Consider the following 26,295-nt stretch of genomic DNA (forward strand, 5'->3'; position numbering starts at 1 on the left):
GGGGAGCGTGGATTGAAATTAAACGTTTCCTTTGAATTTCTAACCCCAGGGCGTCGCTCCCCGCAAGGGGAGCGTGGATTGAAATTTATATTCGAAGCACCATTGAAGGAATTGGAAGGGTGTCGCTCCCCGCAAGGGGAGCGTGGATTGAAATTATGATTGTTCGCAGATGGTTTGTGGATGGTGGCGGTCGCTCCCCGCAAGGGGAGCGTGGATTGAAATCAAAGGCAGCAATGTATCAGGTGTATGTGACTGGCGTCGCTCCCCGCAAGGGGAGCGTGGATTGAAATTTGTACAGAAAAGAAACTGTATATCAACTATTGTGGTCGCTCCCCGCAAGGGGAGCGTGGATTGAAATGTCAATAATGGCATCGATGAACCGGGACATCTGGTCGCTCCCCGCAAGGGGAGCGTGGATTGAAATCCTTCTGGTAACGGTGGTGTTAGTCCCAGCTAGCGTCGCTCCCCGCAAGGGGAGCGTGGATTGAAATATCACCGTTGACCAGGACAATAGCAATCTCTCCAGGTCGCTCCCCGCAAGGGGAGCGTGGATTGAAATTCGGAACGCTCTTGCCAAGAGGTGTAATCTCCCGGTCGCTCCCCGCAAGGGGAGCGTGGATTGAAATCCTTAGTTAGGGATTTTTATGCAGGCTATAATAGTCGCTCCCCGCAAGGGGAGCGTGGATTGAAATCTCCGTGACTACCCTCAACGGGAAACAACTGCAGTCGCTCCCCGCAAGGGGAGCGTGGATTGAAATCCGGAATAACAAGGTTGTAGAGCTTATTACCCATGGTCGCTCCCCGCAAGGGGAGCGTGGATTGAAATCCCAAAGATGTCGTAGTAGGCAATCCGGACATTGTGTCGCTCCCCGCAAGGGGAGCGTGGATTGAAATCTGGTGGCTGTAAGTCAGCCAAAGAAACCATAAGTCGCTCCCCGCAAGGGGAGCGTGGATTGAAATAATGAAGCAAGATTGATGGGTGTCCCCGCAGAAAACGTCGCTCCCCGCAAGGGGAGCGTGGATTGAAATTCCAATACATTGCTCTTTGGTGGAAGCTATGATAGTCGCTCCCCGCAAGGGGAGCGTGGATTGAAATGGAGAATTGGGTGCGTGTGTTGTCCATTTGCTACGTCGCTCCCCGCAAGGGGAGCGTGGATTGAAATGCCCTTCCTCGATGGCGAAAATAGCCAGGTCGATGTCGCTCCCCGCAAGGGGAGCGTGGATTGAAATCGCAAGAAATTAAACATTTAACCTGGAACAGCAAGTCGCTCCCCGCAAGGGGAGCGTGGATTGAAATCACGGCGGAACCTGCTGCCGTGCCGGGCAGCGCGTCGCTCCCCGCAAGGGGAGCGTGGATTGAAATTCTATTAAGTTCTGTTGCTCTGCTGATTGCGCTGGTCGCTCCCCGCAAGGGGAGCGTGGATTGAAATCACTTACAATACTCGGCAGATGTCAAGATTCATGTCGCTCCCCGCAAGGGGAGCGTGGATTGAAATAAAGAAAGAGGAGGTAAAGGCAGGTTTGTTATTAGTCGCTCCCCGCAAGGGGAGCGTGGATTGAAATATCTACAGCCTCCATACGTAAAGATTTCAGTTGGTCGCTCCCCGCAAGGGGAGCGTGGATTGAAATACCCCGGCCCGTTTGCACAGGTCCAGGATGACACGTCGCTCCCCGCAAGGGGAGCGTGGATTGAAATACCCCGGCCCGTTTGCACAGGTCCAGGATGACACGTCGCTCCCCGCAAGGGGAGCGTGGATTGAAATACCCCGGCCCGTTTGCACAGGTCCAGGATGACACGTCGCTCCCCGCAAGGGGAGCGTGGATTGAAATACCATATGTAACCAAAAGAAATACAGTAAAACTTGTCGCTCCCCGCAAGGGGAGCGTGGATTGAAATTGCCTTGTTTCAACCAGTTTTAGCCTAAATTAGCGTCGCTCCCCGCAAGGGGAGCGTGGATTGAAATTACGACGGGCAGCAGAATTTCGGGAATCAGGAAGTCGCTCCCCGCAAGGGGAGCGTGGATTGAAATCCTGTGACAGTTCCGCTGATGCGATCGTCATCAAGTCGCTCCCCGCAAGGGGAGCGTGGATTGAAATCGCTGAACGGAAGGGATCGGAGGATGGGATGATTCGTCGCTCCCCGCAAGGGGAGCGTGGATTGAAATGACAAGCTGGCCATCAGTAAAACATTCGATACTGTCGCTCCCCGCAAGGGGAGCGTGGATTGAAATCCACCTGCGGTCATGGCTCCCACTTTGATTTTATGTCGCTCCCCGCAAGGGGAGCGTGGATTGAAATCTTGTATTGCGGAAAAATAAATTAACGGTTCACGTCGCTCCCCGCAAGGGGAGCGTGGATTGAAATTCCCCACCTTGAAAAGAACGTCTTTATTCGCCCAGTCGCTCCCCGCAAGGGGAGCGTGGATTGAAATATACCCGTCCTCAGCGTTGAGGTTGTCCACCACGAGTCGCTCCCCGCAAGGGGAGCGTGGATTGAAATCATCAGGAGTAAATGTCAATGGTAAAAATCTGGGTCGCTCCCCGCAAGGGGAGCGTGGATTGAAATGTCCATGAGGATCTTGCGGTCCTCCATCATCTTCGTCGCTCCCCGCAAGGGGAGCGTGGATTGAAATATTAAAGTAACGAAACATAGGGACGGCACCTTGCGTCGCTCCCCGCAAGGGGAGCGTGGATTGAAATTACGAGCTATGAAAAAGAACTCATAGAGGATATGGTCGCTCCCCGCAAGGGGAGCGTGGATTGAAATCAGGGCGGGGAACGCGATATGATACAGGGCTCTGGTCGCTCCCCGCAAGGGGAGCGTGGATTGAAATCTTGGTCAGCAGGAAAACGCCATCATTATCAGTGTCGCTCCCCGCAAGGGGAGCGTGGATTGAAATCACGGGAGCGGAGCCGGAAGTACAGCTTACGGTGTCGCTCCCCGCAAGGGGAGCGTGGATTGAAATAACTGGCTTGGTAGGATGCTGAACCCTGCTGGAAGTCGCTCCCCGCAAGGGGAGCGTGGATTGAAATCACATTAATAATCTCTCCTGTCTTATTATTTCTGTCGCTCCCCGCAAGGGGAGCGTGGATTGAAATCGGAGCATCGGGAGTGCACTCAACAGCACCCTGGGTCGCTCCCCGCAAGGGGAGCGTGGATTGAAATTCAAGCGGAGCCATGATGAAAATTCCAGCCGGGGTCGCTCCCCGCAAGGGGAGCGTGGATTGAAATCGCTTGTCGTCCGCCGTAGGCGGGCGTTTTTGAAGTCGCTCCCCGCAAGGGGAGCGTGGATTGAAATCTCATGGACAGATTGGAAGGATTTAAAAACGCCGTCGCTCCCCGCAAGGGGAGCGTGGATTGAAATAAAAAGCGGGATACAAAATGAGCAATCCGCTTTGGTCGCTCCCCGCAAGGGGAGCGTGGATTGAAATCGCCGACAATCCAGATCGAGGCGGTGAAGAATGGTCGCTCCCCGCAAGGGGAGCGTGGATTGAAATCTGGAACGGCCCGCAGGTCATGGAAGGCCAGAACAGTCGCTCCCCGCAAGGGGAGCGTGGATTGAAATCACCGAACAAAGCGTGACATTCAGACTGGGATCAGGTCGCTCCCCGCAAGGGGAGCGTGGATTGAAATCATAACGAAGAACGTGGATGTGGCTTCGACCCTAGTCGCTCCCCGCAAGGGGAGCGTGGATTGAAATCTACTTGGACCACGCCATGAATATTTCCGTCATGTCACTCCCCGCAAGGGGAGCGTGGATTGAAATGTCCTGCATTCGCAATAAAAATATTTGCTCCCGTGTCGCTCCCCGCAAGGGGAGCGTGGATTGAAATCTACGGCAACAGCACCACCAGCTGGAACGGTGACGTCGCTCCCCGCAAGGGGAGCGTGGATTGAAATAGGAAGTCCATTGACATAGTGGGTCACCCAGTAGTGTCGCTCCCCGCAAGGGGAGCGTGGATTGAAATCTGTAGCACTTTTCCTGCTGCATGCTTCCTGCTGGTCGCTCCCCACAAGGGGAGCGTGGATTGAAATCTCCCCGTGGTCAGAAAAGTAGACCAGACCCTGAGTCGCTCCCCGTAAGGGGAGCGTGGATTGAAATATGTAATAGACAAAGTCTTGAATCAGCAGGAGGGGTCGCTCCCCGTAAAGGGAGCGTGGATTACAATGGGCCCAGGAATTCGGACCAGGCCTGAAAATTTTAAATGTATATGCTATAGTATAGGTAACAAGAACGGAGGCCGCTGCCATGGAAAGCCATAACTATTCTGCTGAATTTAAGGCCAAAATCGTCTTATCAATCCTTCAGGGTGACAAGGATTTTGCTGTTATTTGTTCCGAAAATCATCTGGATTCGGAGCTGGTTCGGAAATGGAAGCAGGCTTTTCTGCAAAATGCGCATCGTGCTTTTGAGGCAGATTCTGGGCGTAAGGACGTTCAAAGAAAGAAGAAGGAGCTGAAGCAAAAGAGTGACCAGCTGACGCTTGAGCGGGACTTCCTTCAGGACTGTTTTCGCAAGGCGGGAGAAGTCGTTCCCAAAATTCCCCAAAAGGATGCCAAGGACTGACGGTCTGGCTATCTGGCGGCCAAGCGAACTGTCTAGGGTAAAGTGTGCTGGCCTTCCTGTAGCGGCTGGCATGCGGGGGTCCATTGTACCTTGTACGAATTTTGGGGCATAAAAAATACTGGATGTTCTTTAGCATCCAGTATTTTTTATGCCCCAAGCTGCAAACGGTCACTTCTCCTCCAGCAACTGGTTCTTCCGTTCCAACAGTTGGAGCTGCTCCCGGAGTTCTGCTATTTGGCGGTTCCGGCGGTGCAGTTCCTGGTGGAACCGTTCTTCCCGGGAAGCTTGCTCCTCCTGCTCTTCATGCACTCTTTGCAGGGTCTTCTCCAGTTTTTCCCGGTCCTGCAGCAGCTGCTGGCGCATTTGCCCAAGCTGCTTTTCTTCCAGGGTTTCCTCTGCAGCTGCGGTTTGTGCAGTGGTTTCTTCCGGCTTCGGTTCAGCTGCTGGCTTTTCCGGCTCAGCAGCTTCTACCGCCAGTACGGCGCCCCGGTCTAGTATCAGCTCCACCGTGGCTTCCGTCTTGTCCCCAATCTTGTCGTACAGCCGGCCGCCGCTCCAGCAATTTCCCAGAATGGTGCCCACGCTGTTGGCCACATAGCCGATTTTGCCCAGGGGCTCCAGCTCGCACCGGATGGCTTCTTTGTCGTACTTGTTGTCCGGCTCCTTGATCAGCTGGACCTTCATGTGCCGCTTGAGAAACTCGTTTCCAAAGTAGTGGTTAAAGCCCGTCAGGGTACAATATAACTTGGTCATAGGTCCTTCCTCCTTTAGCCTTCTCTTCTATACTTCTCTTCCTTTCTACTTTCAGTATAGCAGGAAGGGTGGGGGGAAAAACTCCCAGAAGAGCGGTTTTGGAAAAAAAGTGGGTGCGGTCAGCGGCCCTGAAGTGAAGTGGTGCCGGGAATCCCCGCTCAGTCAGCCACTAACGTGTCTGCCAGCTCCCCCCTAAAGGTAGGAGCCTTTAAAAGGTCGTGCGGTCTGCAAACCTGAAGTGAAGTGGTGCGGGGTATCCCCGAGCGGTTCGCCGTATTCCAAGCAGCTGCCGTATGGGCCTTATGGACCAAACCTTCATGGGAAAACTTGTGGGATGTTTGGATGCGGCTATAATGAACAAAAAAATGGCATGCGAACCCAAACAAGTTCGCACGCCATTTTTTCACAGCCCTGCTTGCAGAAGCCTCTAGCTTTCTGCTTCCACTGCATGATCAAAGAAAATCTGTTCTTCGGGAATGACCCCTTGAAGCAGGACGTTGGCCCGTCCCACATAGGCAAAGCCCATTTTGGTGTACAGGGCAGCCGCCGGCTTGTTGCCCGCCCAGGTATCCAGACGGACCGCCTTGCAGCCCTGTTGGGCCGCAAGGGCGAGGGCAAACTGGACGAACTGCTTTCCATACCCGTGCCCTGCCCGGCTGGGCGGAATGCATAGGGTGTGGATCACCAGCACTTCCTCCGGAGCCGCAGGAATATGCCAAGGCGCAGGTCCATATTCTGCCGGCTGGAGCTGGTTTAGAATCACGCTGCCGCAGATCTCCCCGTCCTCCTCCAGAACGTACAGCGTACCAGCCTGCCAGGCCTTCTCTGCCGTTTCCCGGGTGGGGTACAGGTCCAGCACCCAGTTGGAATTGGTACCATTTTCTTTTTCATAGGTCAGCAGCTCCCGGTAGTTCGCAGCTGCCGCCGGAACATCCTTTTCCAGGGCTTTACGAATCATAGCTTTGCCCTCCTTTTGCATCATTTTTTCCAGTATAGCGGAGGAAGGAAAGCCCCGCAAGCTTTTTTACAGGACTGCTGGAATGGCGATTCGAGCAATCTTGATAAATTCTTCCATGGCCTTGGTCATAATGGCTTCTTTGGGAAAGTAGACACTGATGTATTGCTCAGTATGGGGAACTTCCAGGGGAAAGAAGCAGCAGTGCTGGGGCGGCTCCATGGTGCGGACCATCAGATTGCTGACGATGGCGGCCCCTAGGCCTGAAGCGGCCAGCCGGTAGGCAGTGGAAGCCTGGTCCAGTTCCAGTACCACAGAGGGTTGAAAACCTGCTTCCAGAAAAAGGGTATCTGCCCGCTGCCGGCTGTTGTTGCCGGGCCGCAGTAGCACAAAGGGAGTTTGCTGGAAGTTAGTTAAGAAGACTGGCGGCAGCAGGTGATTTTCCAGTTGCTGCACGGGATAACGGGAAAGTTCTTCCCGGGTACGGGCCTGTTGACGGATTTCCGGACAGGTACAGTATTTTTCAGGCACGACCAGTACCGTAAACTCATGACAGATGACAAACTTGCGATATTGTTTTTCTGGCAGATGCTTATTGGAAAACAATAGATCAATCTCTCCCCGGTCCAACTTTTTTAGCAGTTCTTGGGTGGTACTTTCATGCATATCTACCAGTACCTTGGGGTACGCTTCCCGGAAGGGCGAAAGGGCCAGGGGCAGCAGGTAGGTGGAATGAAAATTGCCGGCGCCTACTGACAAGTGTCCCTGTTTTAGATGATTGATTTCGTAGATATCATTTTCCAGGCGATTTTGGATGCGCCTCATTTCTTCCACCGCAGCAATATACTTTTTGCCAAATTCGGTGAGTCCAATGGGCGAGACGGAACGGTTAAAAATCGGCGCACCGATTCTCTCCTCGGCTTTTTTGATGGTCAGGCTGAGGGAGGATTGGGAAATAAAAAGCTTTTCTGCAGCCCGGCTGAAATTCCGTTCCTGGTAGACGGTGTAGATATAATTAGCGTTGCGAAACATGGCAGCCCCTCCTTGTGTATTTCATTTATGCAGTTGTCTTTATTATACTATTGATTCTAATCAATGGAATCGATATTTTAATTTATATTGGAATTAACTGCTCCTCGTTCTTATAATGAAAGCAGAGAATATGATACAAATTGATTTAGTTAAGGGAGGCTTTTGTTATGTTATCACCACAGGAAATGAGGAAATTGATTCCTTTTATGGACACGGTCCATTATTTGGACAATGCATCTGTCGTACCTTCTTCCACCCGGGTTTGGGCGGCAATGGAAGAATATGGGCAAAAATACCCTTTGAATTACGGAGTTGGAGAATTTCCTGCCTCTGTGGAAGCAGCGGCTAAGGTGAACGAAGCCAGAGCCAAATTGGCCAAATTCATTAATGCCAAGGCCCCCGAAGAAATCTGCTTTACCAAAAACACCACGGAAGCCATCAATATGGTAGCCTATGGCGGACCCTGGGAAGCAGGGGACGAAATTATCTTGACTACAGTGGAGCATCAATCCAACATCATGCCCTGGCTGCGCCTGGTTCAGGATCGGGGCGTTGTAGTCAAATTCGCCCAGGCGACTAAAGAAGGCTTCGTAAAGCCAGACGCCATCCGGGCCCTGGTAACGCCAAAAACCAAGTTGATTAACGTAACTTATGTGTCAAATATTTTTGGCACTATTACCCCTGTAGAAGAAATTGGTGCGATTGCTCGGGAAGCGGGCGCTTTTTACATGGTGGATTCAGCCCAGGCTGGCGGCCGGCTGACCATGGATGTACAGAAATCCGGCTGTGATTTCATGTCCATCTGCGGCAGAAAGAGTATGATGGGGCCGCAGGGCACCGGAGCTCTTTATATCAAAAAGGAATTGACCCCTATGCTGAAGCCGTTGGATATTGGCAGCCGGGCCGGACGCTTGGTAGATGAAAAGACCATGGTACTCAATGAAGCTCCCTATAAATTTGAGGCCGGGGTACTGAATACGGCTGGGATGATTGGCCTGGGCGTGGCAGTGGATACCCTTGCAGAAATTGGCACGGACAATATCCAAAAACGCATTGCTGAATTGACCCAGTACATGATTGATGGGCTGTTGGCGATTCCCGAAGTGGAGCTGTACGGAACCCATGATGCCCAAAAGCTGGCAGGGGTAATTTCTTGGAATGTACGGGGCCACAGCTGCTCGGAAATTGCGTCCCGGCTGGGTAAAGAAGCCAATGTGTGTGTAGCCTCCGGCGCACAGGGAGCGCTTTTGGCCATTCGGCCTTTGGGTGTTAATGGCGTTGTGAGAAGTTCTGTTCATTATTTTACCAGCAAGGAAGATATTGATGCTTTGCTGGCCGGCTTAAAAAAGATTCTTGCTTAGGAGGGAATTGCCATGCTGAATCAAGCGCTGATTGCTAAAGAATACGGCTTTTTGGGAGATGTAGCCTATTTGGATATTTCCCTGACGTCCATGCCGCCGATGCGGGTACGGGAAGCCTGGAAAAAATTCATTGAAGGCTACGTGATTCCTTACGGAACCAATGCAGGGACCTATTTCCCCGATATTTTGGTACGGGCCCGGAAAGAAATGGCTCAGCTGATGCAGGTGGAGCCTTCTGAGATTGCTTTTACCCATGGGACCGGCGATGGAATGACCAAACTGGCCAATTCCTTCCCCTTTGCCAAAGAAGATAATGTGGTCATTACGGAAGAAGAACACGCTTCCAATGCTATCCCTTGGTTGGGTATTGAACAAAAGGGTGTAGAAATCCGTTTTGCCAAAAGTGAAAATGGGGTAGTTCCCATTGCCAATATTGTGGCTATGATGGATGAACATACCAAAATTGTTTCCACTGCTTCTACCTATTTTTGCAGCGGGTATGCCATTGACCTGAAAACTTTGGGAGAGGAATGCCACAAGCGGGGAATTATTCTGGCCATAGACGCGATCCAGTCCATGGGCCGGCTTACCATGCGGCCTCGGCAGTGGCATATCAGCTACGTGGCCGGCGGCGCCCATAAAGGTTGCTTAGGCACCAAAGGAGGGGGCTATGTCTACTGCGCCAAGGAATTAAGCCAAATCCTGAAGCCGTATACGGGATCGCTGCAGAGCTTGACCAACGGCGGCCGTCCGTTCCCCCTGCGGCATTATGACCAAATCCAGTGGCAGCCCGATGCCAGCCGGCTGGAAGGCGGTATGTATTCCTTTGGTATTATTGAAAGTCTGGCCAATGGGGTCAGCCTGATCAATGAGCTGGGAATCGAAAATGTAGATGCCCATATTCATGCGATGGAAAATTATCTGCGGGGAAAGCTTGCAGATTTGCCGCTGAAGGTTCTGGATATTCCAGAGAAGAATCGGTCTGGGCTGCTGTTCATCTGGTATCCTGAAGGCGCAGATCCTAAGGCCGTTGAACAAGTGCTGCTGGACCATAAAGTGCGTGCTACCGTACGTCAGGGCTACATTCGCATGGGACTGCATTTCTATAATACCCAGGAGCAGATGGATCGGGTTTCCCAGGCACTGCATGAAATTGCCAAGTTATCCTAAGGAGCCAAAATGAACAAAAATATGGCAGAGGAATTCTTTTGTGCCTATTGCGGAGTCAGAAATTGTGCGAAAAAATTAGGCCAGGAAGGGGACTATCCTTCTTCCTGCCCCAGCCTGCGGCCGGAGCTGGAAGGGTATTTAGAAGAATATAAGGATCCGGAAACTTTAAAACTGGCCCAGGCAGCAGCCATTTCCAGTATGGACCATACGGAGAGCCGGGTGCAGCAAACGGTACGCTTTGCCCGGAATTGCGGTTTTACCAAACTGGGAATTGCCTTTTGCATTTCGCTGGCAGATACTGCCGGTATTTTGGCCCGGTATCTGCGGGAACAAGGCTTTACGGTAGAAAGTGTAATCTGCAAGGTGGGACATTATGACCGAAAGTGCATAGGAGTGGAAGATACCCGGGAAAAACCCATGTGCAATCCCATAGCCCAGGCAGAATACCTGAATGGGGTTGGCACAGAGCTGAATCTCATAGTGGGGCTCTGCGTAGGACATGATGCCCTGTTCAGCCATTATTCCCACAGTCCGGTAGTAACCCTGATTGCCAAAGACCATGCTTTTCATAACGCCCCTGAGCTGTTTTTGCAGCAGTGGGCCCAAAAGGAAAAGGCTGCGCACAGGAAGAAATCCTGAAAATTTTGCTGATGCTGAGTGTGGGGCAAGCAATAGACAGCTAAACTTTATAAACAAAAAAGGGGCTGTGAAATAATGAAACTTCTATCGTCGCCTGCGGCGCCACTTCCTACACGCTTTACGGTCGCATCCAAATGTCAATCAGTTTCCCGAGGACATTTGGAATATGCGACCTATGTGATAGCCGTCCGTGAGCCGAACCCGGAGGGTGAGGGAGAACGGAGCACGGCGAACCACTCAGGAAGCATTCTAGGGCGCTACTTGTCAAGTGACAGAGAAAGTTAGTAATAGTATTTGCATACTATGATTTCATCTCAAAACCCATTTTGCATATGACTGGTATAGGACTAAGACTGGCCCATCCAAGCGTGGAGGGGCTGTCAGTCCGTAGGACTGACTGAGGAAGTTTATTAGATACAGTTATAAAGAACAAAAAACGGCTTGCGAACTTTTTTGAGCTCACAAGCCATTTTTTCCTTTCGGGGATATTATTTCACACCCTCTTTTTGTTCTTACAAGCCTTTATCCCGTTGGTATTGTTCTTGGGCCAGGGTCAGGAATTGCTCCATGGCAGGGGTTACGTAGGCACCGCTTCGGTAGTAGACCATGCCCTTGCGGCTGGAGAGGGTACTTTTTAATTTGTACAGGCACAGCTCTTTTTGAAAATTCTGATGCTCCAGCAGCAGGTCGCTGCAGATGGTTGCTCCCACCCCCAATTGGGCAAAATTCAGGCAGATGGAGGAGGATTCCGTTTCCATGGTAATGATTGGGTTCACCCGGACTTCCTGAAACAGCTGGTTAGCACAGGTGCGGATGTAGTTGTTCTTGTTGGCCAGGATAAACGGTACCTGGGAGAATTTTTCCAGGGAAAGGGCTTTCACTGCGGGTAAAGCAATCTGGCGCAGGGAATCGGGGGTCAGCTGGTATTCCTGGTATTTGGCATTAATGGGGTCCTGGGCCGGTACGGCCAGAATCAGGTGCTCTTCATAGGCTGGCACCCCCACGTAAGCTTGGGCATCCATGGGCTTGGTGGAAACCATCAGGTCGCTTTCGTAGGCATCTACCATTTGCTTCCCATATAAGGTATTGCTGTTTAGAAGGCGGACTTGAATCCGGGGAAATTTTGCCTTAAACGCCGCTATCAATAGGGAAACCCGGTACTGGATGCTGAGGCTGAATGCACAGATGGTCAGTTCCCCGTACTGGAGGGTGTTGAGCCCATAGGCCAAATTGCGCAGACGGTTTTCCAGGTCCGTGACTACCCGGGCGCTTTTCAGATATTCTGCTCCAAACGGAGTCAAGGTAAGGAGTGTGGTTTTTCGGTTAAAAAGGGGCGCCCCCAATTCCTTTTCCAACCGCTTGATCATGGCACTGAGTGCAGGCTGAGAAACATGGAGCTTTTCTGCGGCCTTGCCAAAGCTGCGTTCTTTGTAGATACACTCCACATAATCTTTGTGACGAAACATTTTTTCTGCCTCCTAAGTGGCGAAAACCCTTGATTTGCGTACATTATAACATAAATGTTATCGGTTATGCATTACATATGTATTGGATTATATTACCAAAAAGATATTAAATTGAATTAACAGAAAACAAAGCTTGAAGGAGGCAGCGGATATGGAAGAATGGGAACCTAGACGGGTTAATTGGCTGGAAATCGACTTAGATGCTTTGGAACAAAATTTCAAGAATTATAAGGCCATGGTGGGACCGGATATCAAAATCATGCCGGCCATTAAGGTAAACGCCTATGGGCACGGCATCATTGCCTGTGCCAAGGTGCTGGAAGAAGCCGGGGCTGATTATCTGGGCGTGGGTACGGTGGAAGAAGGTATTTTGCTCCGGGAGCAGGGGGTGAAAATGCCCATTTTGATTTTCGCCAGCAACCTGCTGGAGGAAACCGCCCCTTTATATGTGGAGCATCGGCTGATTCCTACAGTACTGTCCTTGGAAGGAGCCAAGGCCGTAGCCCAGGCCGCAGGCCAAAAGAAGCAGGATATCTTCATCGGCATGGATACCGGCCGGGGCCGGCTGGGCGTCAATGCGGAAAAATTCCCAGAACTGTTTCGCAGCATCCAGCAGCTGCCCCAGCTGCACGTAGAAGGGGTCTACAGTCATATGGCCAAGGTAGGCTGGCCTGACGCAGATAACCAGTATGCCCTGTGGCAGCGGGATCGCTTCCAAAAGGCTATGGATGCCATCGGTAAGGCTGCTGAGGCCATTCCCTTCCGGCAGCTGGCCAATACCCCGGCAGGCATTGCCCTGCCAGAACTGCGGTTTACAGGGGTTTGTCCTGGGCGGGCCATGTGGGGCTATTCGCCTTTGGAAAAACGGCCGGGACATCCGGAGTTTACCGCTCCCTTGAAGGCTTGGAAAAGCCGGCTGATTCATGTAAACGAGGTGTGGGGCGGCAAGTTCGGACCCAATTTCAGTGCCGTGCAGTTGACAGCTCCCAAGCGCATTGGGATTATGGCAGGGGGCATTGGAGATGGCTTCCAGGCGCCTCTTTCCCAGGGCTATGTGCTGTTAAATGGGAGAAAATGCCCGGTGGCCAGCAGCCTGTCCCTGGAACATACCATTTTGGATTTGACAGACTTTCCTGAGGCCAAACCGGGGGACGAAATTGTTATCCTGGGCCGGCAGGGAGAAGAAGAAATTACCCTGGAACAGCACATGAAAGACTGGAACCTCAATATTCCTAAGGTCTGGGTCACCATTTCCCGCCATATTGACCGGCAGTACTACCGGCATGGGAAGCTGTGGGCGGTAGGCCGGGAAAATAAGCTCATTTACGTACAAGGAGACCCTAAATGACAGCGTTAAACCAAGAACAGCGCAAAATTCCCTGCGTTTATATGCGGGGTGGCACGTCCAAGGCGGTATTTTTCCGCAGGGAGGACCTGCCCCAGGACGAAAGCACCTGGGATGAAATCTTCCTGAAAGTTATGGGCACGCCAGATGTGAAACAGATCGACGGCATGGGCGGTACGGTATCTTCCACTTCCAAAATTGCCGTAATCAGCCCTTCCAAGCGGCCCGCGGCTGACGTGGATTTTACCTTTTTCCAGGTGGATATCGACCAGCCCAAGGTGGCCCACAATGTAAGCTGCGGCAACATTGGCTCAGCGGTGGGGCCCTATGCAGTAGACGAGGGCCTGGTGCCTGCCGTGGAACCCATTACCATCGTCCGCATCTACAATACCAATACCCAAAAGTATCTGGAAGAACGGGTGCGGGTCAAGAATGGCCATGCCTGTATGTATGGAGACACGGAAATTCAGGGCGTGCCGGGAACGGGCTCCCGGGTGGACGAAATTTTCCTGGACCCAGCAGGGGCCTGTACGGGAAAACTGTTTCCCACCGGTCAGACCAAAGATGTAATTGCAGTGCCCGGCTGCGGCCAAGTTCCGGTCAGCATCGTGGATAGCGGCACTTTGGTGGTTTTTGTTCGGGCCAGGGATTTGGGACTTACCGGCAGTGAACAGCAGGAACTCAACAGCAATACAGGCGTTATGAACCAATTGGAGCGCATCCGGGGAGAAGCGGCAGTCCGCTTAGGTCTGGTCAGCCGTTGGGAGGACGCTCGTAAGGAAACCCCGGCGGCACCGGATATCGGCATTTTAAGCGAGGCGCAGGCTTATATTTCCTTGGACGGCAAAGCGGTGGCCAAAGACGAGATGGACCTGTGCGTGCGGGCCATTTCCCTGGGCAAGATTCATAAGGCCTATCCCATTACCGTCACAGTGGCCACGGCAACGGCGCTGATGCTGCCCGGGACCCTGGCCAGCGAACTGGTAGCCGTGCCCAAACCGGAAAAAATCCGGCTGGGTCACGCTTCTGGGGTGATGGAAGTCAGCGCCCAAAGTGATGGCAAGACAATCCAGCGGGTCGGGGTAATTCGCACAGCCCGCCGGATTATGGACGGCAATATCTATATTCGGGAAGAGTAGAGGAGAGCATCATGGAAAAGAAAAAGAAAATGAATGACATTACCAAAATTGTCATCGCAATGCTGCTGGGCTCCGTTGTGGGGATTATTGTAGGCAAGCCCGCAGCTGCCATCGGTTTTGTCGGGGATATTTGGCTAAATCTGATGAAAATGTTCCTGGTTCCCATTGTGGTCTGTATGCTGGTTAAGGGCATCAGCAGCATGGACAGCCCGGAAATGCTGGGGCGCTTGGGACTGCGGTTTCTGGTATTTTACTTATTTACAACGGTTTGCGCTTCCGTAATTGGTATCGGCGTAACCAAATTCCTGAATCTGGGCAACGGCGTTCATTATGAAGCCATGGCTGCTTCGGTGAAAATCAACGAACTGCCCGGGTTGGACAAATTCTTTACGGATATGTTCTCCACCAATATTTTCAAGTCCTTCACTAGCGGGGATATGATGCAGGTCCTGATTATTTCCTGCTTCATTGGGGTGGCCATTGTGCTGCTGCCGCCGGAAAAACGGGACCCCATCCGCAGCTGGTTCTGCTCCATGGCGGATTTGATGACGTCCCTGATTACCATCGCCTTGAAACTGGCTCCCATTGGGGTGTTCTGCCTGATGGCTGCTGCCCTGGGCAAATATGGTTCCGGTCTTTTGGTCACCATTTCCCAGATTTTGGGAGCCTTCTATGCGGCCTGCTTTATCCATCTGATTTTGATCTACTGCCTGCTGCTGTTTGCCTTTACGGGTATTTCTCCCATTACTTTTTTGCGCAAAGCCTTTCCTACCTTTGCTACCGCTGCCAGCACCTGCTCCAGCAATGCGGTAATTCCCGTCAGCCTGGACGTGTGCACAAAGAATTTCAATGTAGCAGAGCCGGTGGCTTCCCTGGGGATTCCTTTGGGGGCAACGGTGAACAAGGATGGGGTAGGTATCCTGTGCGGCGTAGTGCTGCTGTTTAGTGCCAATGCCATGGGGATTCCCCTGTCCACCAGCCAGATTGTGAACCTGGTATTTGTGACCGCTTTGGTTACCAGTGCTGGTTCCGGTGTTCCTGGCGGCGGCCTGATGAACCTGATGATTGTAGCCACGGCCATTGGTATGCCCCTGGATCTGGTTGTCATGGTAGGCGGTTTCTACCGGTTCTTTGATATGGGAACCACCTCCATGAACTGCCTGGGCGACGTTTCTGCTACGGTACTTATTGACCGGGTGGAAAAGAGACACGAAAAGGCCATGGCAGCCAAAATGGCTAGAGAAGAAGCTTAACTAACAACCCTTAACAATAAACCAACAACCCTGAAAAAGGCTTAGCTGACGGAATGACGGGCTAAGCCTTTTCCGGGCAGTATCCCAAGGAGGAGAAATCATGAAAATTGTAAAAGCCCCGCATCCTTCCAGCGGCCATTATTCCGCCGCCATCATTTCCAACGGCATGATCTATGTTTCCGGCCAAAGCTCGGTGGACCCCTTTACCCATCAGGTGCCGGAAGGCGGCATGGGTCCGGAAATGAAAATGAGCCTGGAGCGTATCAAACATATTTTGCAGGAAGCAGGAGCCGACCGCAGCCACATTGTCATGTGCCGGGTTTTCATTACCGACATGAGCAAATGGGACGAAGCCAATGCAGCCTATGCCGAATTTTTTGGTGAACACAAGCCCGCCCGGGCCATCTACGAAGTGCGGCGTACCCATCATATGGCCCAGATTGAAGTGGAAGCCATTGCAGAGGTCTGAGGATGACTGAAAACGAGAAAAGGCAAGCGCCCCTGGCGCAGTTGGCTGCCTTTACCGCAGCGCTGACCTGGGAGCAGCTGCCTCAAAACGTGCAGCAGGCCGTGGTGTACCGGGTTTTGGACCTGGTCAGCGTCAGTGTGGGGGCCAGCGGGGACCCTTTGGTGGAACACCTGAAAGAGGCTGTGGAAATGCTTTCTGGGGGCCCCCCTGCCCAGGGGGTGCATCTATGGGGTGAACCGGAAGGACGTACCTGGTCAGTAGAGTCTGCGTCATTGCTGAATGCCATGCTGGCCCACACCCTTGAACTGGACGACGTACACCCGGCGTCCAAATGCCATGGTTCCGCCTGTTTGATTCCGGCTGCCTGGAGCTTGGGCGAACGGCTGCAAAGCTCGGGAAAGGAGCTTTTGACTGCGGTGGTGGCAGGTTATGAGACTGCTTTTCGGATTGGCCGGGCCTTTGGCGTCACGGAACACCGGAAAAGGGGCTGGCACGCCACTTCGACCTGCGGGGTATTTGGCGCAGCCGCGGCTTGTGCCCACCTGCTTCAGTTGAACCCGGAGCAGACCGCAAATGCTCTGGGACTTGCTGGTTCCCAGGCTACCGGAGTATGGGCTTTTTTGGGTGATGGAACCAATTCCAAAGTGCTGAACCCGGGACAGGCGGCCGCAGCTGGCCTGCGCAGCGCCCTTTTTGCCCGGGCTGGGATGACAGGTCCTGTCCATATCTTGGAGGCCCAGGATGGAGGGCTGCTCAAGGCCATGAGCGATGGAGGTTGCTTGGAACAGGTGGCGGCAAACCTGGGGGAAACCTGGGAAATTCTGCACATGGATATGAAACCCTATCCCTGCTGCCGGTCGGCCCACAGCAGTATTGATGCGGCTAAGCTCCTGCGCCGGGAAATCCTACAGGCCCTAAACCTGCCGGAAACGGTGTCTCCCAAGGTGCTGAGCCAAAAGCTCCGGGATCTGCAAGTAGGGATTTACCAAATCGGGTATGCTCAATGCGCTTACAGCGAGGGCTGCCTTCGGCCGCAAACTCCGCTGGAAGCCCGGTTTTCCCTGCCGTATACGGTGGCCTGTGCCTTATTGTATGGAAGGGTGGACCAAAGCCTGTTTACGCAAAGAGAAATCAGAATGCCTTTGGTGCAGCAGCTTATGACCAAAATCCAGGTAAAAGAGGATCCGGAGCTGACAGCGGCTTATCCTGCCCATTGGAGCGCTTGGGTGCAGGTAACCCTGGAAGCTGGTAGGACCTTTCGCCAGTTGGTCCAGGACCCGGCAGGCTCCTTCCAGCATCCGCTTTCCCAAGAAGACGCCCTGGCCAAAGCTTCCGGCCTGTTGGCAGTCCGGTATGGGGCGCAGGCGCAGGTGTTGGCGGAGAAACTTCTTGCCCTGCCCAAGCTGGAGCGGCTGCCTTTGTTGTAGATATACAGCCAAACAAAATATAGACGCAAAAGACCGTGCCCTCGCCAAAGCAGGGACACGGTCTTTAAAAATATAAGGACGCAGGCTTAATGCCTGCGTCCTTTGGCTGTCAGCGGGGGAGGAGGCCCCGTCTGACGGGAGGGTGAATGAATTTATTCTTTGCCGTTGATGGAGTTTACCAGGGCACTTACCAGGTCGTCCATGGAACGGTTTTGGCCAGCGGTCATGCTGGAGTTGATGGTTACGCCATCTTGCAGCACGGTCATGGCTTTCATCTGGTTTTCCAGGAAGTCCTGCATCAAGCCGCCTACAGTACAAGCCCAGGAACCGTTTTCGATGATGCCCACGATCCGTTTTTGTACGTTCAGGGCCTTCATGTCTTCCAGGAAGTTCAGCATCTTGGGATAAATACCCAGGTTGTAGGTTACGGAAGCCAGTACAATGTGGCTGTATTTGAAGGCGTCGGAAATCAGGTAGGAAACATTGGTCTTGGACACATCGTACATGGCAATGTTTGTCATGCCCTTTTCAGCCAGTTTGGCGGCCAAAATGGAAGCGGTGCTTTCAGTGTTGCCGTACATGGAAGCATAGACCAGCAGAACGCCTTTTTCTTCGGGTTCATAGGAAGCCCAATGTACGTATTTGTCCAGGATGTAGCCCAGGTTGCTTCTCCACACCGGACCATGCAGCGGGGCAATCATCTTGATGTCCAGCTTCAGGGCCTTGGCTTTGCCCAAGAGGTCCAGTACATGAGGGCCGTACTTGCCAACAATGTTGGTGTAGTAGCGGCGGGCATCGTCCAGCCAGTCACGGTCGAAGTTCACTTCGTCGTTGAAAATCCGGCCGCCCAGGGCCCCGAAGGAACCGAAGGCATCGGCGGAGAACAGGACGCCGTCTTTGGTATCGAAGGATACCATAACTTCCGGCCAGTGGACCATAGGAGCTTCTACGAAGGCAATGGTATGTTTGCCGAAGGTACGGGTATCGCCTTCCTTGACGATATCTTGTTTTTCAACCTTGTAGCCAAATTGGTGCAGCAGGGTAAAGGCTTGCTCGGTGCTGACGACTACGGTTTCCGGGTGACGCAGCAGCACTTCCTGGAGGGAAGCGGCATGGTCGGGTTCCACGTGGTTGACAACCATGAAGTCCAAAGGACGGCCCTTTAGCACGCCTTCAATGTTGTCCAGGAACTGACGGCATACGGACCAGTCAGCCGTATCGAACAGGACGGTTTTTTCGTCCAGCAGCAGATAAGAGTTGTAGGAGACGCCCCGGGGAATGGGATGGATGTTTTCAAACAATTCCAGCCGGCGATCATCTGCACCTACCCAATATAAGTCATTCGTTAATTTTCTAACACATTCCATATTGATTCTCCTTCACAGGTGTGGGGAGGAGAGGCCCCTCCTCCTCAGACACGTCTAGTTGATCGTTAAGGGCTGACACGCCTTATTTTACCGGCACGAACTTGTCTTTTTCGGAGTTGCACAGCGGGCATACCCAATCTTCCGGCAGATCTGCAAACTTGGTGCCCGGTTTGATATCGGCATCAGGATCGCCCAGATCCGGATCATATTCGTAGCCGCAGCCGTTGCAGACATAATGCCCTTCCGGAACTTCTTTGATAATCAGAGGTCTCTTCATCTTAACCATAGGAGGAGCGGGTTTCTTGGGTTGACCATTGTCCAGAGCCTTGGCCAGCAGCGGCAGGATCACATTCACGTCGCCTACAATACCATAGTCGCAGTTCTTGAAGATAGGAGCACCGGCGTTGGTGTTGATGGCTACGATGGTGGTGGCATTCTTGATGCCTTTCAGATGCTGTACGGCACCGGAAATACCGCAGGCAATGTACAGGTTGCCGTTGAACTTCTGGCCGGACATGCCCACATACCGTTCAATAGGAACATATTGCAGGGTTTCTGCTACAGGCCGGGAGGACCCTACGGCAGCACCGGCAGCTTTGGCCAGGTCATAAATCAGTTTCATGTTTTCTTTGGAGCCAATGCCTTTACCAGCGCTGACTACCCGTTCTGCATCCACAATGGGGGTGTCCATGGGAATGCCCACGGTGAAGTCGTAGCCGTCGCCCTTCAGGGCTTCTACCAAAGCATTGACCTGTTCTTCAGGAGTACCATCCTTGAAGATTTGTTTCTTGCGGGCACCGGTAATGGTGTTGTTGGCCTTGGTGGTGCCGGCGTGTTTGGTGTTGGACATACGGTCCGTAATGTAGGAGGCAATAACCACTCTTTGAATTTCGTTGGTGCCTTCGTAAATTTGGGTAATCTTGGAATCTCTGTAGAAGCGTTCCACGTCCATGCCCTTCAGGTAGCCAGTGCCGCCGAAGATTTGCAGGGCTTCCGTGGTCACTTGTTCAGCCACATCAGAAGCGTACATCTTGGCCATGGCAGCTTCCATGCCGTAGGATTCGTGGTTGGTCTTCAGTTCAGCAGCGCTGTAAACCAGGAAACGGGCAGCCCGGATCTTGGTGGCCATGTCAGCCAGCTTGAAGGATACGCCTTCCTGTTGGCAAATAGGAGCGCCGAATTGGATTCTTTCTTTGGAGTAGTTCAAAGCAGCTTCGTAAGCGCCCTGGGCAATACCCAAAGCCTGGGCAGCAATGCCGATACGGCCGCCGTCCAGGGTAGCCATGGCAATGTTGAAGCCTTTGCCCTGACGGCCCAGCAGGTTTTCTTTCGGCAGTTTCACATTGTTGAAGATCAGTTCTGCCGTAGCGGAGGAACGAATCCCCAGTTTGTCATAGTGATCGCCGAAGGTGAAACCGGGCATGCCTTTTTCTACGATGAAGGCGCTGATGCCCTTGGTGCCTTTGCCAGGTTCCGTTACGGCAAATACTACATAGGTATCTGCTTTGCCGGCGTTGGTGATGAAAATCTTGTTGCCGTTCAAAATCCAGTTCTGGCCATCGAATACGGCAGTGGTTTCGGTTTCACCAGCATCGGACCCGGCATTGGGTTCGGTCAGGCCGAAAGCAGCCAGTTTCTTGCCGGATGCCAGCGGGGTCAAATATTTTTTCTTTTGTTCTTCCGTGCCATAGGCGAAGATGGGGTAGGAACCCAGGGAAACGTGAGCGGACAGGATTACGCCGGCACCGCCGTCGACTCTGGCCAATTCTTCAACAGCAATGGCGTAGTCAATGTAATCCAGGCCCATGCCGCCGTATTCTTTCGGATAAGGAATACCCAGCCAGCCCAGTTTGCCCATTTCGGCAACTTCTTCGTCAGGGAATTTGTTTTCCTTGTCCAGCATGAAGGCAATGGGTTTAATCTTTGCCTCAGCAAAACCACGTACTTGGGCACGAAATTCTTCATGGTCGTTCGTTGTGGTGAATAACATCTCTGTAACCTCCTCTGTAGTGGAAACATCCTCCGTCCCTGCCAACCTTGCGGTTTGGTATGAACTCAACCTAGTAATCGAAAATTAAAACTTATTAATAATTATTCTACGCTTTAATAGTACACTTGCTGAATACATTTGTCAACGGCTATAATCAGAAAATTGTCCACAAATCAGGCGGCAATTTTGCTGTTGGTAAAGTATCCCCCAAGGGACTCCTAAAACGCAGGAAACAATGGAGTGAACCTCTGCAGCAGCCTGCTACCACACGGTTTTTTCGTTAACCTCCGCAAACAGTGGCTCAAAACGGTGCTGGTCTTTTTTCAGGCAGACCAGGTAATAATCCACATGGCACTCTGGATCGGCGATGGGGATATTGATCTGCCCGGGGAGCTTTTCGCCTCGGTTCAAATAGTAGCTGGAACTGAAGCTGGGGTAGCCGGAATTACGGGCCAGCTCCTGAAAGGCTTCCCGCTGGACCTGCAGCAGGTAATGGGTGTGGGGCGTCTTATCCTTGGTCATGGCAGCCCAGAAACCAATTTGGTACAGGAGCAGGATGTTCAGGCCATCCAGATCCTTCAAATGGATTTCCGGCGAAAAGGCCAGGGGATGCCCCGGCGGAAGCGACAGGAACAAATCTTCGTGACCGCACTTCTTGGCAAGGAAAGCACCGCTGTCCGGCGAAGCCTTGTGGGTTACTACCAATTGGTACGTATGGTCCGACAACCGTTTAAGAAAATCCCGGTCATCCTTCATATCCGCTGACAGGCGCATACCTCCGAACAGGCTGTTGATCAAGGGCGTCAGCACCATTTGTGGCACCGGAGCGCCATAACCAATATTTATAGTCCGCAGGCTTCGGTCATACAGCTGCACCCGATGGGTAAATTCCTCGTTGGCACGAAGAAGCTCACGGGCGTACAGTAAGGCATATTGGCCGGTTTCGTTAAGCTGCAGCTGGTTCTTGCGGCGGATAAACAAGGCTACACCCAGTTCCTGTTCCAGCTTCTTCATGGAGCGGGACAGTGCCGGCTGGGACGTATGCAGCTTCTCTGCCGCAGCTGATAAGGTTCCGCAATCGGCAAAGGCTAGGAATTGTTCCAATAGAAAACTCTCAAGCATATAGTCCTCCTTTCCCCCTTGATAGTGATACTATTCAGCGATGATATAGTGGAATCCTTTTTTTGACATTTTATTTTTTTTAGTTTTTCTTTTAAAATAAGAAAAGTGAGAAGAATGTTACAGTTGTTTACTAAAATATAACATGTATTTGTTTTTCTGATGGATTTTAGAGGAATTTTCAGAAGAACCGGGAAAGGAGAAATTGCTATGGAATATACGGAATTGTCCAATGGGGTCAAGGTGCCCCTTTTGGGCCTGGGGACCTTTATGGTGGCCCCGGAAGTTACCGCCCAGGCCGTGTACACCGCCTTAAAGAACGGGTACCGGCTGATTGATACGGCCAACGCCTATTTGAACGAAAAAGCAGTGGGGGAGGGGCTCCAAAGAGCCTATGCGGAAGGTATCTGCCGCCGGGAGGACGTGTTTCTTTCCACCAAATTGTGGCCCACTGTGTACAATAGCCCCACTGCGGTAGAGGATACCCTGAAACGGCTGGGCACCACCTATGTGGACCTGCTGTTCATCCATCAGCCCGCCGGGGATTTTCTTGCCGGCTACCGGCAGCTGGAGCGGGCGTACCAGGAAGGGAAGGCCCGGAGCCTGGGCATTTCCAATTTCCACGGGGAGAAGCTGACGCGCCTGTTGGAGGCGGCTGCGGTGAAGCCCCAGGTGGTGCAGTTAGAGACCCATCCCTATAGAATCCGCCAGGACGTGCTGGACGTATTGGCGCCCCTGGGTACCAAACTCATGGGCTGGTATCCCCTGGGCCACGGGGACCCGGAGCTTTTGCAGGAACCGGTCATCACGGCCATTGCCGACCGGGTGCACAAAAGCGCTGCCCAGGTCATTCTCCGCTGGGCGGTCCAAAAGGGCTTCATCACCATTCCCGGGTCCAAGAATCCCGACCACATCCGGGACAATTTCGCCCTTTTCGATTTTGCCCTGACCCCGGAGGAACTGGAAGCTATGGCTGCCCTGAACGGGAAAAAGAGCTATTACGAGCCGGACAATGCCACGGAAGAAAAATATGCGCAGATGCACCTGCCGTTTGAACGCTGAAAGGAGCGAGAAACATGGAATTTGTTACGTTAAATAATGGAGTCAAAATGCCGAAACTGGGGTATGGCGTGTACCAGACCCCGCCGGAAATTACCCAAAAGGCTGTGGAAGAAGCCCTGGGCGCCGGGTACCAATTGATCGATACCGCAGCCGCCTATAGCAACGAGGAGCAGGTGGGCGCCGCCTTAAAGCACAGCGGCAAAAAGCGGGAAGACCTGTTCATCACCACCAAACTGTGGGTACAGGACCATGGGTACGACAACACCCTGAAAGCCTTTGACACCTCCCTGAAGAAACTGGGCCTGGACTATTTGGACCTGTACCTGATCCATAAGCCCTATGGGGACTACTATGGGGCCTGGAGAGCCATGGAACGGCTGTACCAGGAAGGCCGCATCCGGGCCATCGGCGTGACCAGTTTCTGGAACGAACGGCTGGCTGACCTGTTCAACTGCAATGCCGTAAAGCCCCAGGTGAACCAGATTGAAACCAACGTGTGGGACCAGAAATGGGCCGAGCATGACTTTATGGCGGCCAATGGCATCCAGCATGAAGCCTGGGCACCCTTTGCCGAAGGCAACAACCAGGTCTTTGCCAATCCCGTATTGAAAGCCATCGGGGCCAAATACGGCAAGACCACCGGCCAGGTCATGCTGCGCTGGCTGCTCCAGCGGGATATTGTGGTGATTCCCAAATCCGTGCATCTGGAACGGATGCAGGAGAACCTCCAGGTCTTCGACTTTGCCCTGAGCGATGAAGACATGGCCCAGATTAAAGCCCTGGATACCGGCAAGAGCACCATCTACGACGAAATGGATCCCAAGAATGCTCTGTACATTGGGAAGGTCACCATCCACGACTGATGGAAAGGGCAGCAAAAAGAAAGGGTACCTGCGGCACGAGAGCCGCAGGTACCCTTTCTTGGTAACTTGTGAAGATATTTGGACGTGATCGCAACGCTTTGCTGGAAGCGTCCGCAGCCCCCTACTGGTCAAGTAAAATCTAATGTATAGTGCAGATAAGAAGATGACCAGCAATTGTTATGAATGCCTTCCCCATTGTGGTGTGCTCCCCGTCAAGTAGACAGTTCCTAATAATATAAACCTCTACGCCGCCATTTGGTAGCTATTATGTTTTTGCATAGGGGTCAAACGGCCCAAATTCCGCTGCAAACGGCCACTGTTGTAATACTCCATGTAGTTATTAATCATCGTTACCAAAGCTTTACGGCTGTCGAAGTCACGAGTATAGTACCGTTCTCTTTTCAGCATGCCCCAGAAGCCTTCCATCGGGCCATTATCAATGCATTTTCCTATCCGTGACATACTCTGCGTCATACCAGCATCTAGAATCATCTTGCGGAAATCCCTGCAGGTGTATTGGAATCCCCGGTCAGAGTGAAACAGGGGATGCGCGCCAGGGTTTTTCAACAATGCCTTATTGAAGGTATTGAATACCAAATTTTTATCGTTCCGGTTGCTTATCACATAGGAAACAATTCGTCTGTCATACAGGTCAATAATCGCGCTCAGATATACCTTATGCACAACTACCCCCTCATAGTAGTGAAATTCTGAGACGTCAGTACACCATTTCTGGTTAGGGGCATCGGCTTTAAATTCCCTATTCAAGATATTTTCTGCAATGTATGCAGGATCTATTGCACGCTGGGTGCAGCCCTTAGGGGCATATTTAATCGTAGACTTTATATTTATCACTCGACAAAGATGAAGAACGCGACCGTCACCAATTGCTATTGGTTTCGTGTCAGGATAGATCTTCTTATTTGGGGCTCGTAAGTCATCAGCTATTCGTCTGTACCCTTTAGCTGGGTCAGCCTTGTATATCTCTTCTATTCTTTTAGCAATTTCCTTGTCGTCAATTTCGCGTGCTGAAGGCTCTCTATGAAGCCATTTGTAGTAGCCGGCCCGGGACACTTTTCCCAATTTGCACAGGCCAAGAATAGGGTAATTCTTTTCAGCGTGCAGTTCTTTAATGGCTTCATAAATGGCTCCATATCTTATTTGTGTGAATCCCGCCTCCTTTCCACAATATCGAGTTTTTTTAGGAAATCAATCTCCATATCCTTGGCTTTGAGTTTTGCATTAGCCAGTTTGAGTTCAGCTTTCATACACTCATATTCTGTAGGGGCTTCTTCAGGGACTTCTACTGGCTTCCTGTGTCCGCGCCCATCTATGAGTCCTTCGGTATTGTACTTATTATATTTTAAGACGTAATTTCTGACTTGCTGGTAGGAAACCTTAAACTTTTCAGCGGTTTCATGGTAAGCATTCCCGTTTTCAATGCAGTATTTTACGATTTCAACGCGCTCGTCAAAGGTCGTTTGTCTAGCTTTAGTCATGATCTTGGCACCTCCAGTACCCGAACTTTTTAGTTCCTCATGACTATTATACTTCTTTAACCAGTCTCTGATTTGACGAGAACTTTTTAATCCGTATTTTTGTACCAGCTGGGACATAGTCGTTTCGCCCTTAAGATATTCCTCTACGCATTGGATCTTAAGATCAGCAGAATAACTTTTAACCTGTCTTTTGTTAAATACCTCAGGACCATTTCCTATATATTCATCTACCCAATACTGTACTGCTTTCCAGTGAACCCCTAACCTTTTTGCAGAAACCATTGGTGATTCTTCATGAGCAAGAACAGCTTTGACAGCCTTTAATTTATCCTCTGCACTGACTTTCGATATAGACATTTTACATACTCTCCTTTCAACGAATCCAGGAGGTTTAACTATATGCCAGTCTACTTTATTCATAGCATACCAGCGTGTAGAAGGTGTCATCCACAACGTGGATGACGGAAGAAGTTCACCCTAGCATTTGCGGCCTCCGGCCGCATGCCTTCCACTTAAAGCCTCCTCATTGGCAGGCGCATCCAAACTTTCTCAGTCATCCCTGCGGGATGACAGCCCCTTCACGCTTGAAGGGCCTCATAAGGAAAATATGCGCCCCCAAAGGGGAGGTGGGTCTACGCAAAAAAATAAAAAGCGTGGACCCGGAGAGGTCCTGCGCTATGCGAACAGGAGAAGGGGAAGGAACGCCCCGCCCCAAAGGGCGGGGCAAGGTTGGGGTTCCAGCCCGCTCCCGCGGGCCATATAATCCCAAAAACACCTCTACACTTTTCGCAGAAAAGTGTAGACAATTTCCTTGTTCCC

At 51.9% G+C, this 26,295-nt stretch carries 20 protein-coding genes and 1 CRISPR repeat array (1 of these 21 cut by a window edge); of the genes, 11 read left to right on the forward strand and 9 right to left on the reverse strand.

Translation table 11 applies throughout. The annotated features are described in order from the left end of the window. Positions 1–4,169: a CRISPR direct-repeat array (repeat unit 33 nt; unit sequence GTCGCTCCCCGCAAGGGGAGCGTGGATTGAAAT) (it extends 3,624 nt beyond the left edge of the window). An 80-nt stretch (positions 4,170–4,249) separates the two neighbouring features. After that, positions 4,250–4,567 (forward strand): transposase, encoded by a 318-nt coding sequence (locus tag LKE88_RS12075; RefSeq protein ID WP_105327040.1) that lies wholly within the window; start codon positions 4,250–4,252, stop codon positions 4,565–4,567. A 168-nt stretch (positions 4,568–4,735) separates the two neighbouring features. On the opposite strand, the gene LKE88_RS12080 is transcribed toward LKE88_RS12075, so the two are convergent. The 3 genes from LKE88_RS12080 to LKE88_RS12090 all read right to left on the reverse strand — a co-directional run bounded on the left by LKE88_RS12080 (position 4,736) and on the right by LKE88_RS12090 (position 7,307). Next, positions 4,736–5,320, reverse strand: a complete 585-nt coding sequence (locus tag LKE88_RS12080) for an HIRAN domain-containing protein (protein WP_118287029.1) — start codon at positions 5,318–5,320, stop codon at positions 4,736–4,738. 427 nt (positions 5,321–5,747) lie between these two features. After that, on the reverse strand, positions 5,748–6,278 hold the full coding sequence (locus tag LKE88_RS12085) for a GNAT family N-acetyltransferase (RefSeq protein ID WP_105327041.1): 531 nt from the start codon (positions 6,276–6,278) through the stop codon (positions 5,748–5,750). A gap of 66 nt (positions 6,279–6,344) precedes the next feature. Next, the gene (locus LKE88_RS12090) at positions 6,345–7,307 is read right to left on the reverse strand and encodes a LysR family transcriptional regulator (RefSeq protein WP_105327042.1); all 963 of its coding nucleotides are present in this window, start codon (positions 7,305–7,307) and stop codon (positions 6,345–6,347) included. 167 nt (positions 7,308–7,474) lie between these two features. On the opposite strand from LKE88_RS12090, the gene LKE88_RS12095 reads away from it, so the two are divergent. The 3 genes from LKE88_RS12095 to LKE88_RS12105 are packed head-to-tail and all read left to right on the forward strand — an operon-like array spanning position 7,475 to position 10,477. Then, complete coding sequence (locus tag LKE88_RS12095) at positions 7,475–8,668, forward strand: aminotransferase class V-fold PLP-dependent enzyme (protein ID WP_105327043.1); 1,194 nt, start codon at positions 7,475–7,477, stop codon at positions 8,666–8,668. A 12-nt stretch (positions 8,669–8,680) separates the two neighbouring features. Further along, positions 8,681–9,838, forward strand: coding sequence for an aminotransferase class V-fold PLP-dependent enzyme (locus LKE88_RS12100; protein ID WP_105327044.1), 1,158 nt, complete (start codon positions 8,681–8,683; stop codon positions 9,836–9,838). Positions 9,839–9,847: 9 nt separating this feature from the next. After that, positions 9,848–10,477, forward strand: coding sequence for a DUF1847 domain-containing protein (locus tag LKE88_RS12105; RefSeq protein WP_105327045.1), 630 nt, complete (start codon positions 9,848–9,850; stop codon positions 10,475–10,477). Positions 10,478–10,989: 512 nt separating this feature from the next. On the opposite strand, the gene LKE88_RS12110 is transcribed toward LKE88_RS12105, so the two are convergent. Then, complete coding sequence (locus tag LKE88_RS12110; RefSeq protein ID WP_105327046.1) at positions 10,990–11,943, reverse strand: LysR family transcriptional regulator; 954 nt, start codon at positions 11,941–11,943, stop codon at positions 10,990–10,992. A 151-nt stretch (positions 11,944–12,094) separates the two neighbouring features. Between LKE88_RS12110 and alr the strand changes: the two genes are divergently transcribed. The 5 genes from alr (at position 12,095) to LKE88_RS12135 (ending at position 17,576) form a co-directional block, all read left to right on the forward strand. After that, positions 12,095–13,291 carry an alanine racemase gene (alr, locus tag LKE88_RS12115; RefSeq protein ID WP_105327047.1) on the forward strand — a complete coding sequence of 399 codons (1,197 nt, stop codon included), beginning with the start codon at positions 12,095–12,097 and terminating at the stop codon, positions 13,289–13,291. Then, entirely contained in the window at positions 13,288–14,427 is a 1,140-nt protein-coding gene (locus tag LKE88_RS12120) for a 2-methylaconitate cis-trans isomerase PrpF family protein (RefSeq protein WP_105327048.1), read from the forward strand. Before alr ends, LKE88_RS12120 begins: the two co-directional genes overlap by 4 nt. Positions 14,428–14,438: 11 nt before the next feature. Further along, positions 14,439–15,680, forward strand: a complete 1,242-nt coding sequence (locus LKE88_RS12125; protein WP_118287027.1) for a dicarboxylate/amino acid:cation symporter — start codon at positions 14,439–14,441, stop codon at positions 15,678–15,680. A gap of 100 nt (positions 15,681–15,780) precedes the next feature. Then, positions 15,781–16,149, forward strand: coding sequence for a RidA family protein (locus tag LKE88_RS12130; RefSeq protein WP_276803745.1), 369 nt, complete (start codon positions 15,781–15,783; stop codon positions 16,147–16,149). A gap of 2 nt (positions 16,150–16,151) precedes the next feature. Beyond that, positions 16,152–17,576 carry an MmgE/PrpD family protein gene (locus tag LKE88_RS12135; protein ID WP_105327051.1) on the forward strand — a complete coding sequence of 475 codons (1,425 nt, stop codon included), beginning with the start codon at positions 16,152–16,154 and terminating at the stop codon, positions 17,574–17,576. Positions 17,577–17,728: 152 nt separating this feature from the next. Here the strand turns inward: LKE88_RS12135 and LKE88_RS12140 are convergent, their stop codons facing one another. The 3 genes from LKE88_RS12140 to LKE88_RS12155 form a co-directional block, all read right to left on the reverse strand. Further along, on the reverse strand, positions 17,729–18,943 hold the full coding sequence (locus LKE88_RS12140; RefSeq protein ID WP_105327052.1) for an FprA family A-type flavoprotein: 1,215 nt from the start codon (positions 18,941–18,943) through the stop codon (positions 17,729–17,731). Between the two features lie 82 nt (positions 18,944–19,025). Then, positions 19,026–20,933, reverse strand: a complete 1,908-nt coding sequence (locus LKE88_RS12150; RefSeq protein WP_105327053.1) for an acyl-CoA dehydrogenase family protein — start codon at positions 20,931–20,933, stop codon at positions 19,026–19,028. 261 nt (positions 20,934–21,194) lie between these two features. Continuing rightward, entirely contained in the window at positions 21,195–22,055 is an 861-nt protein-coding gene (locus tag LKE88_RS12155; protein WP_105327054.1) for a LysR family transcriptional regulator, read from the reverse strand. Positions 22,056–22,262: 207 nt separating this feature from the next. Here LKE88_RS12155 and LKE88_RS12160 point away from each other — a divergent pair, with 207 nt between their 5' ends. Both LKE88_RS12160 and LKE88_RS12165 read left to right on the forward strand, forming a co-directional pair. Further along, positions 22,263–23,114: an aldo/keto reductase gene (locus LKE88_RS12160; RefSeq protein WP_105327055.1), complete on the forward strand. Its 852-nt coding sequence runs from the start codon at positions 22,263–22,265 to the stop codon at positions 23,112–23,114. Positions 23,115–23,128: 14 nt separating this feature from the next. Beyond that, on the forward strand, positions 23,129–23,977 hold the full coding sequence (locus LKE88_RS12165; protein WP_105327056.1) for an aldo/keto reductase: 849 nt from the start codon (positions 23,129–23,131) through the stop codon (positions 23,975–23,977). 243 nt (positions 23,978–24,220) lie between these two features. Here the strand turns inward: LKE88_RS12165 and LKE88_RS12170 are convergent, their stop codons facing one another. Both LKE88_RS12170 and LKE88_RS12175 read right to left on the reverse strand, forming a co-directional pair. Then, positions 24,221–25,138, reverse strand: a complete 918-nt coding sequence (locus LKE88_RS12170; protein ID WP_105325363.1) for an IS3 family transposase — start codon at positions 25,136–25,138, stop codon at positions 24,221–24,223. After that, the gene (locus LKE88_RS12175; RefSeq protein ID WP_105325742.1) at positions 25,135–25,896 is read right to left on the reverse strand and encodes a helix-turn-helix domain-containing protein; all 762 of its coding nucleotides are present in this window, start codon (positions 25,894–25,896) and stop codon (positions 25,135–25,137) included. Before LKE88_RS12175 ends, LKE88_RS12170 begins: the two co-directional genes overlap by 4 nt. Positions 25,897–26,295 lie beyond the last annotated feature (399 nt).

It is taken from the genome of Acidaminococcus hominis, assembly GCF_022484025.1.
Classification (GTDB): Bacteria; Bacillota; Negativicutes; order Acidaminococcales; family Acidaminococcaceae; genus Acidaminococcus; species Acidaminococcus hominis.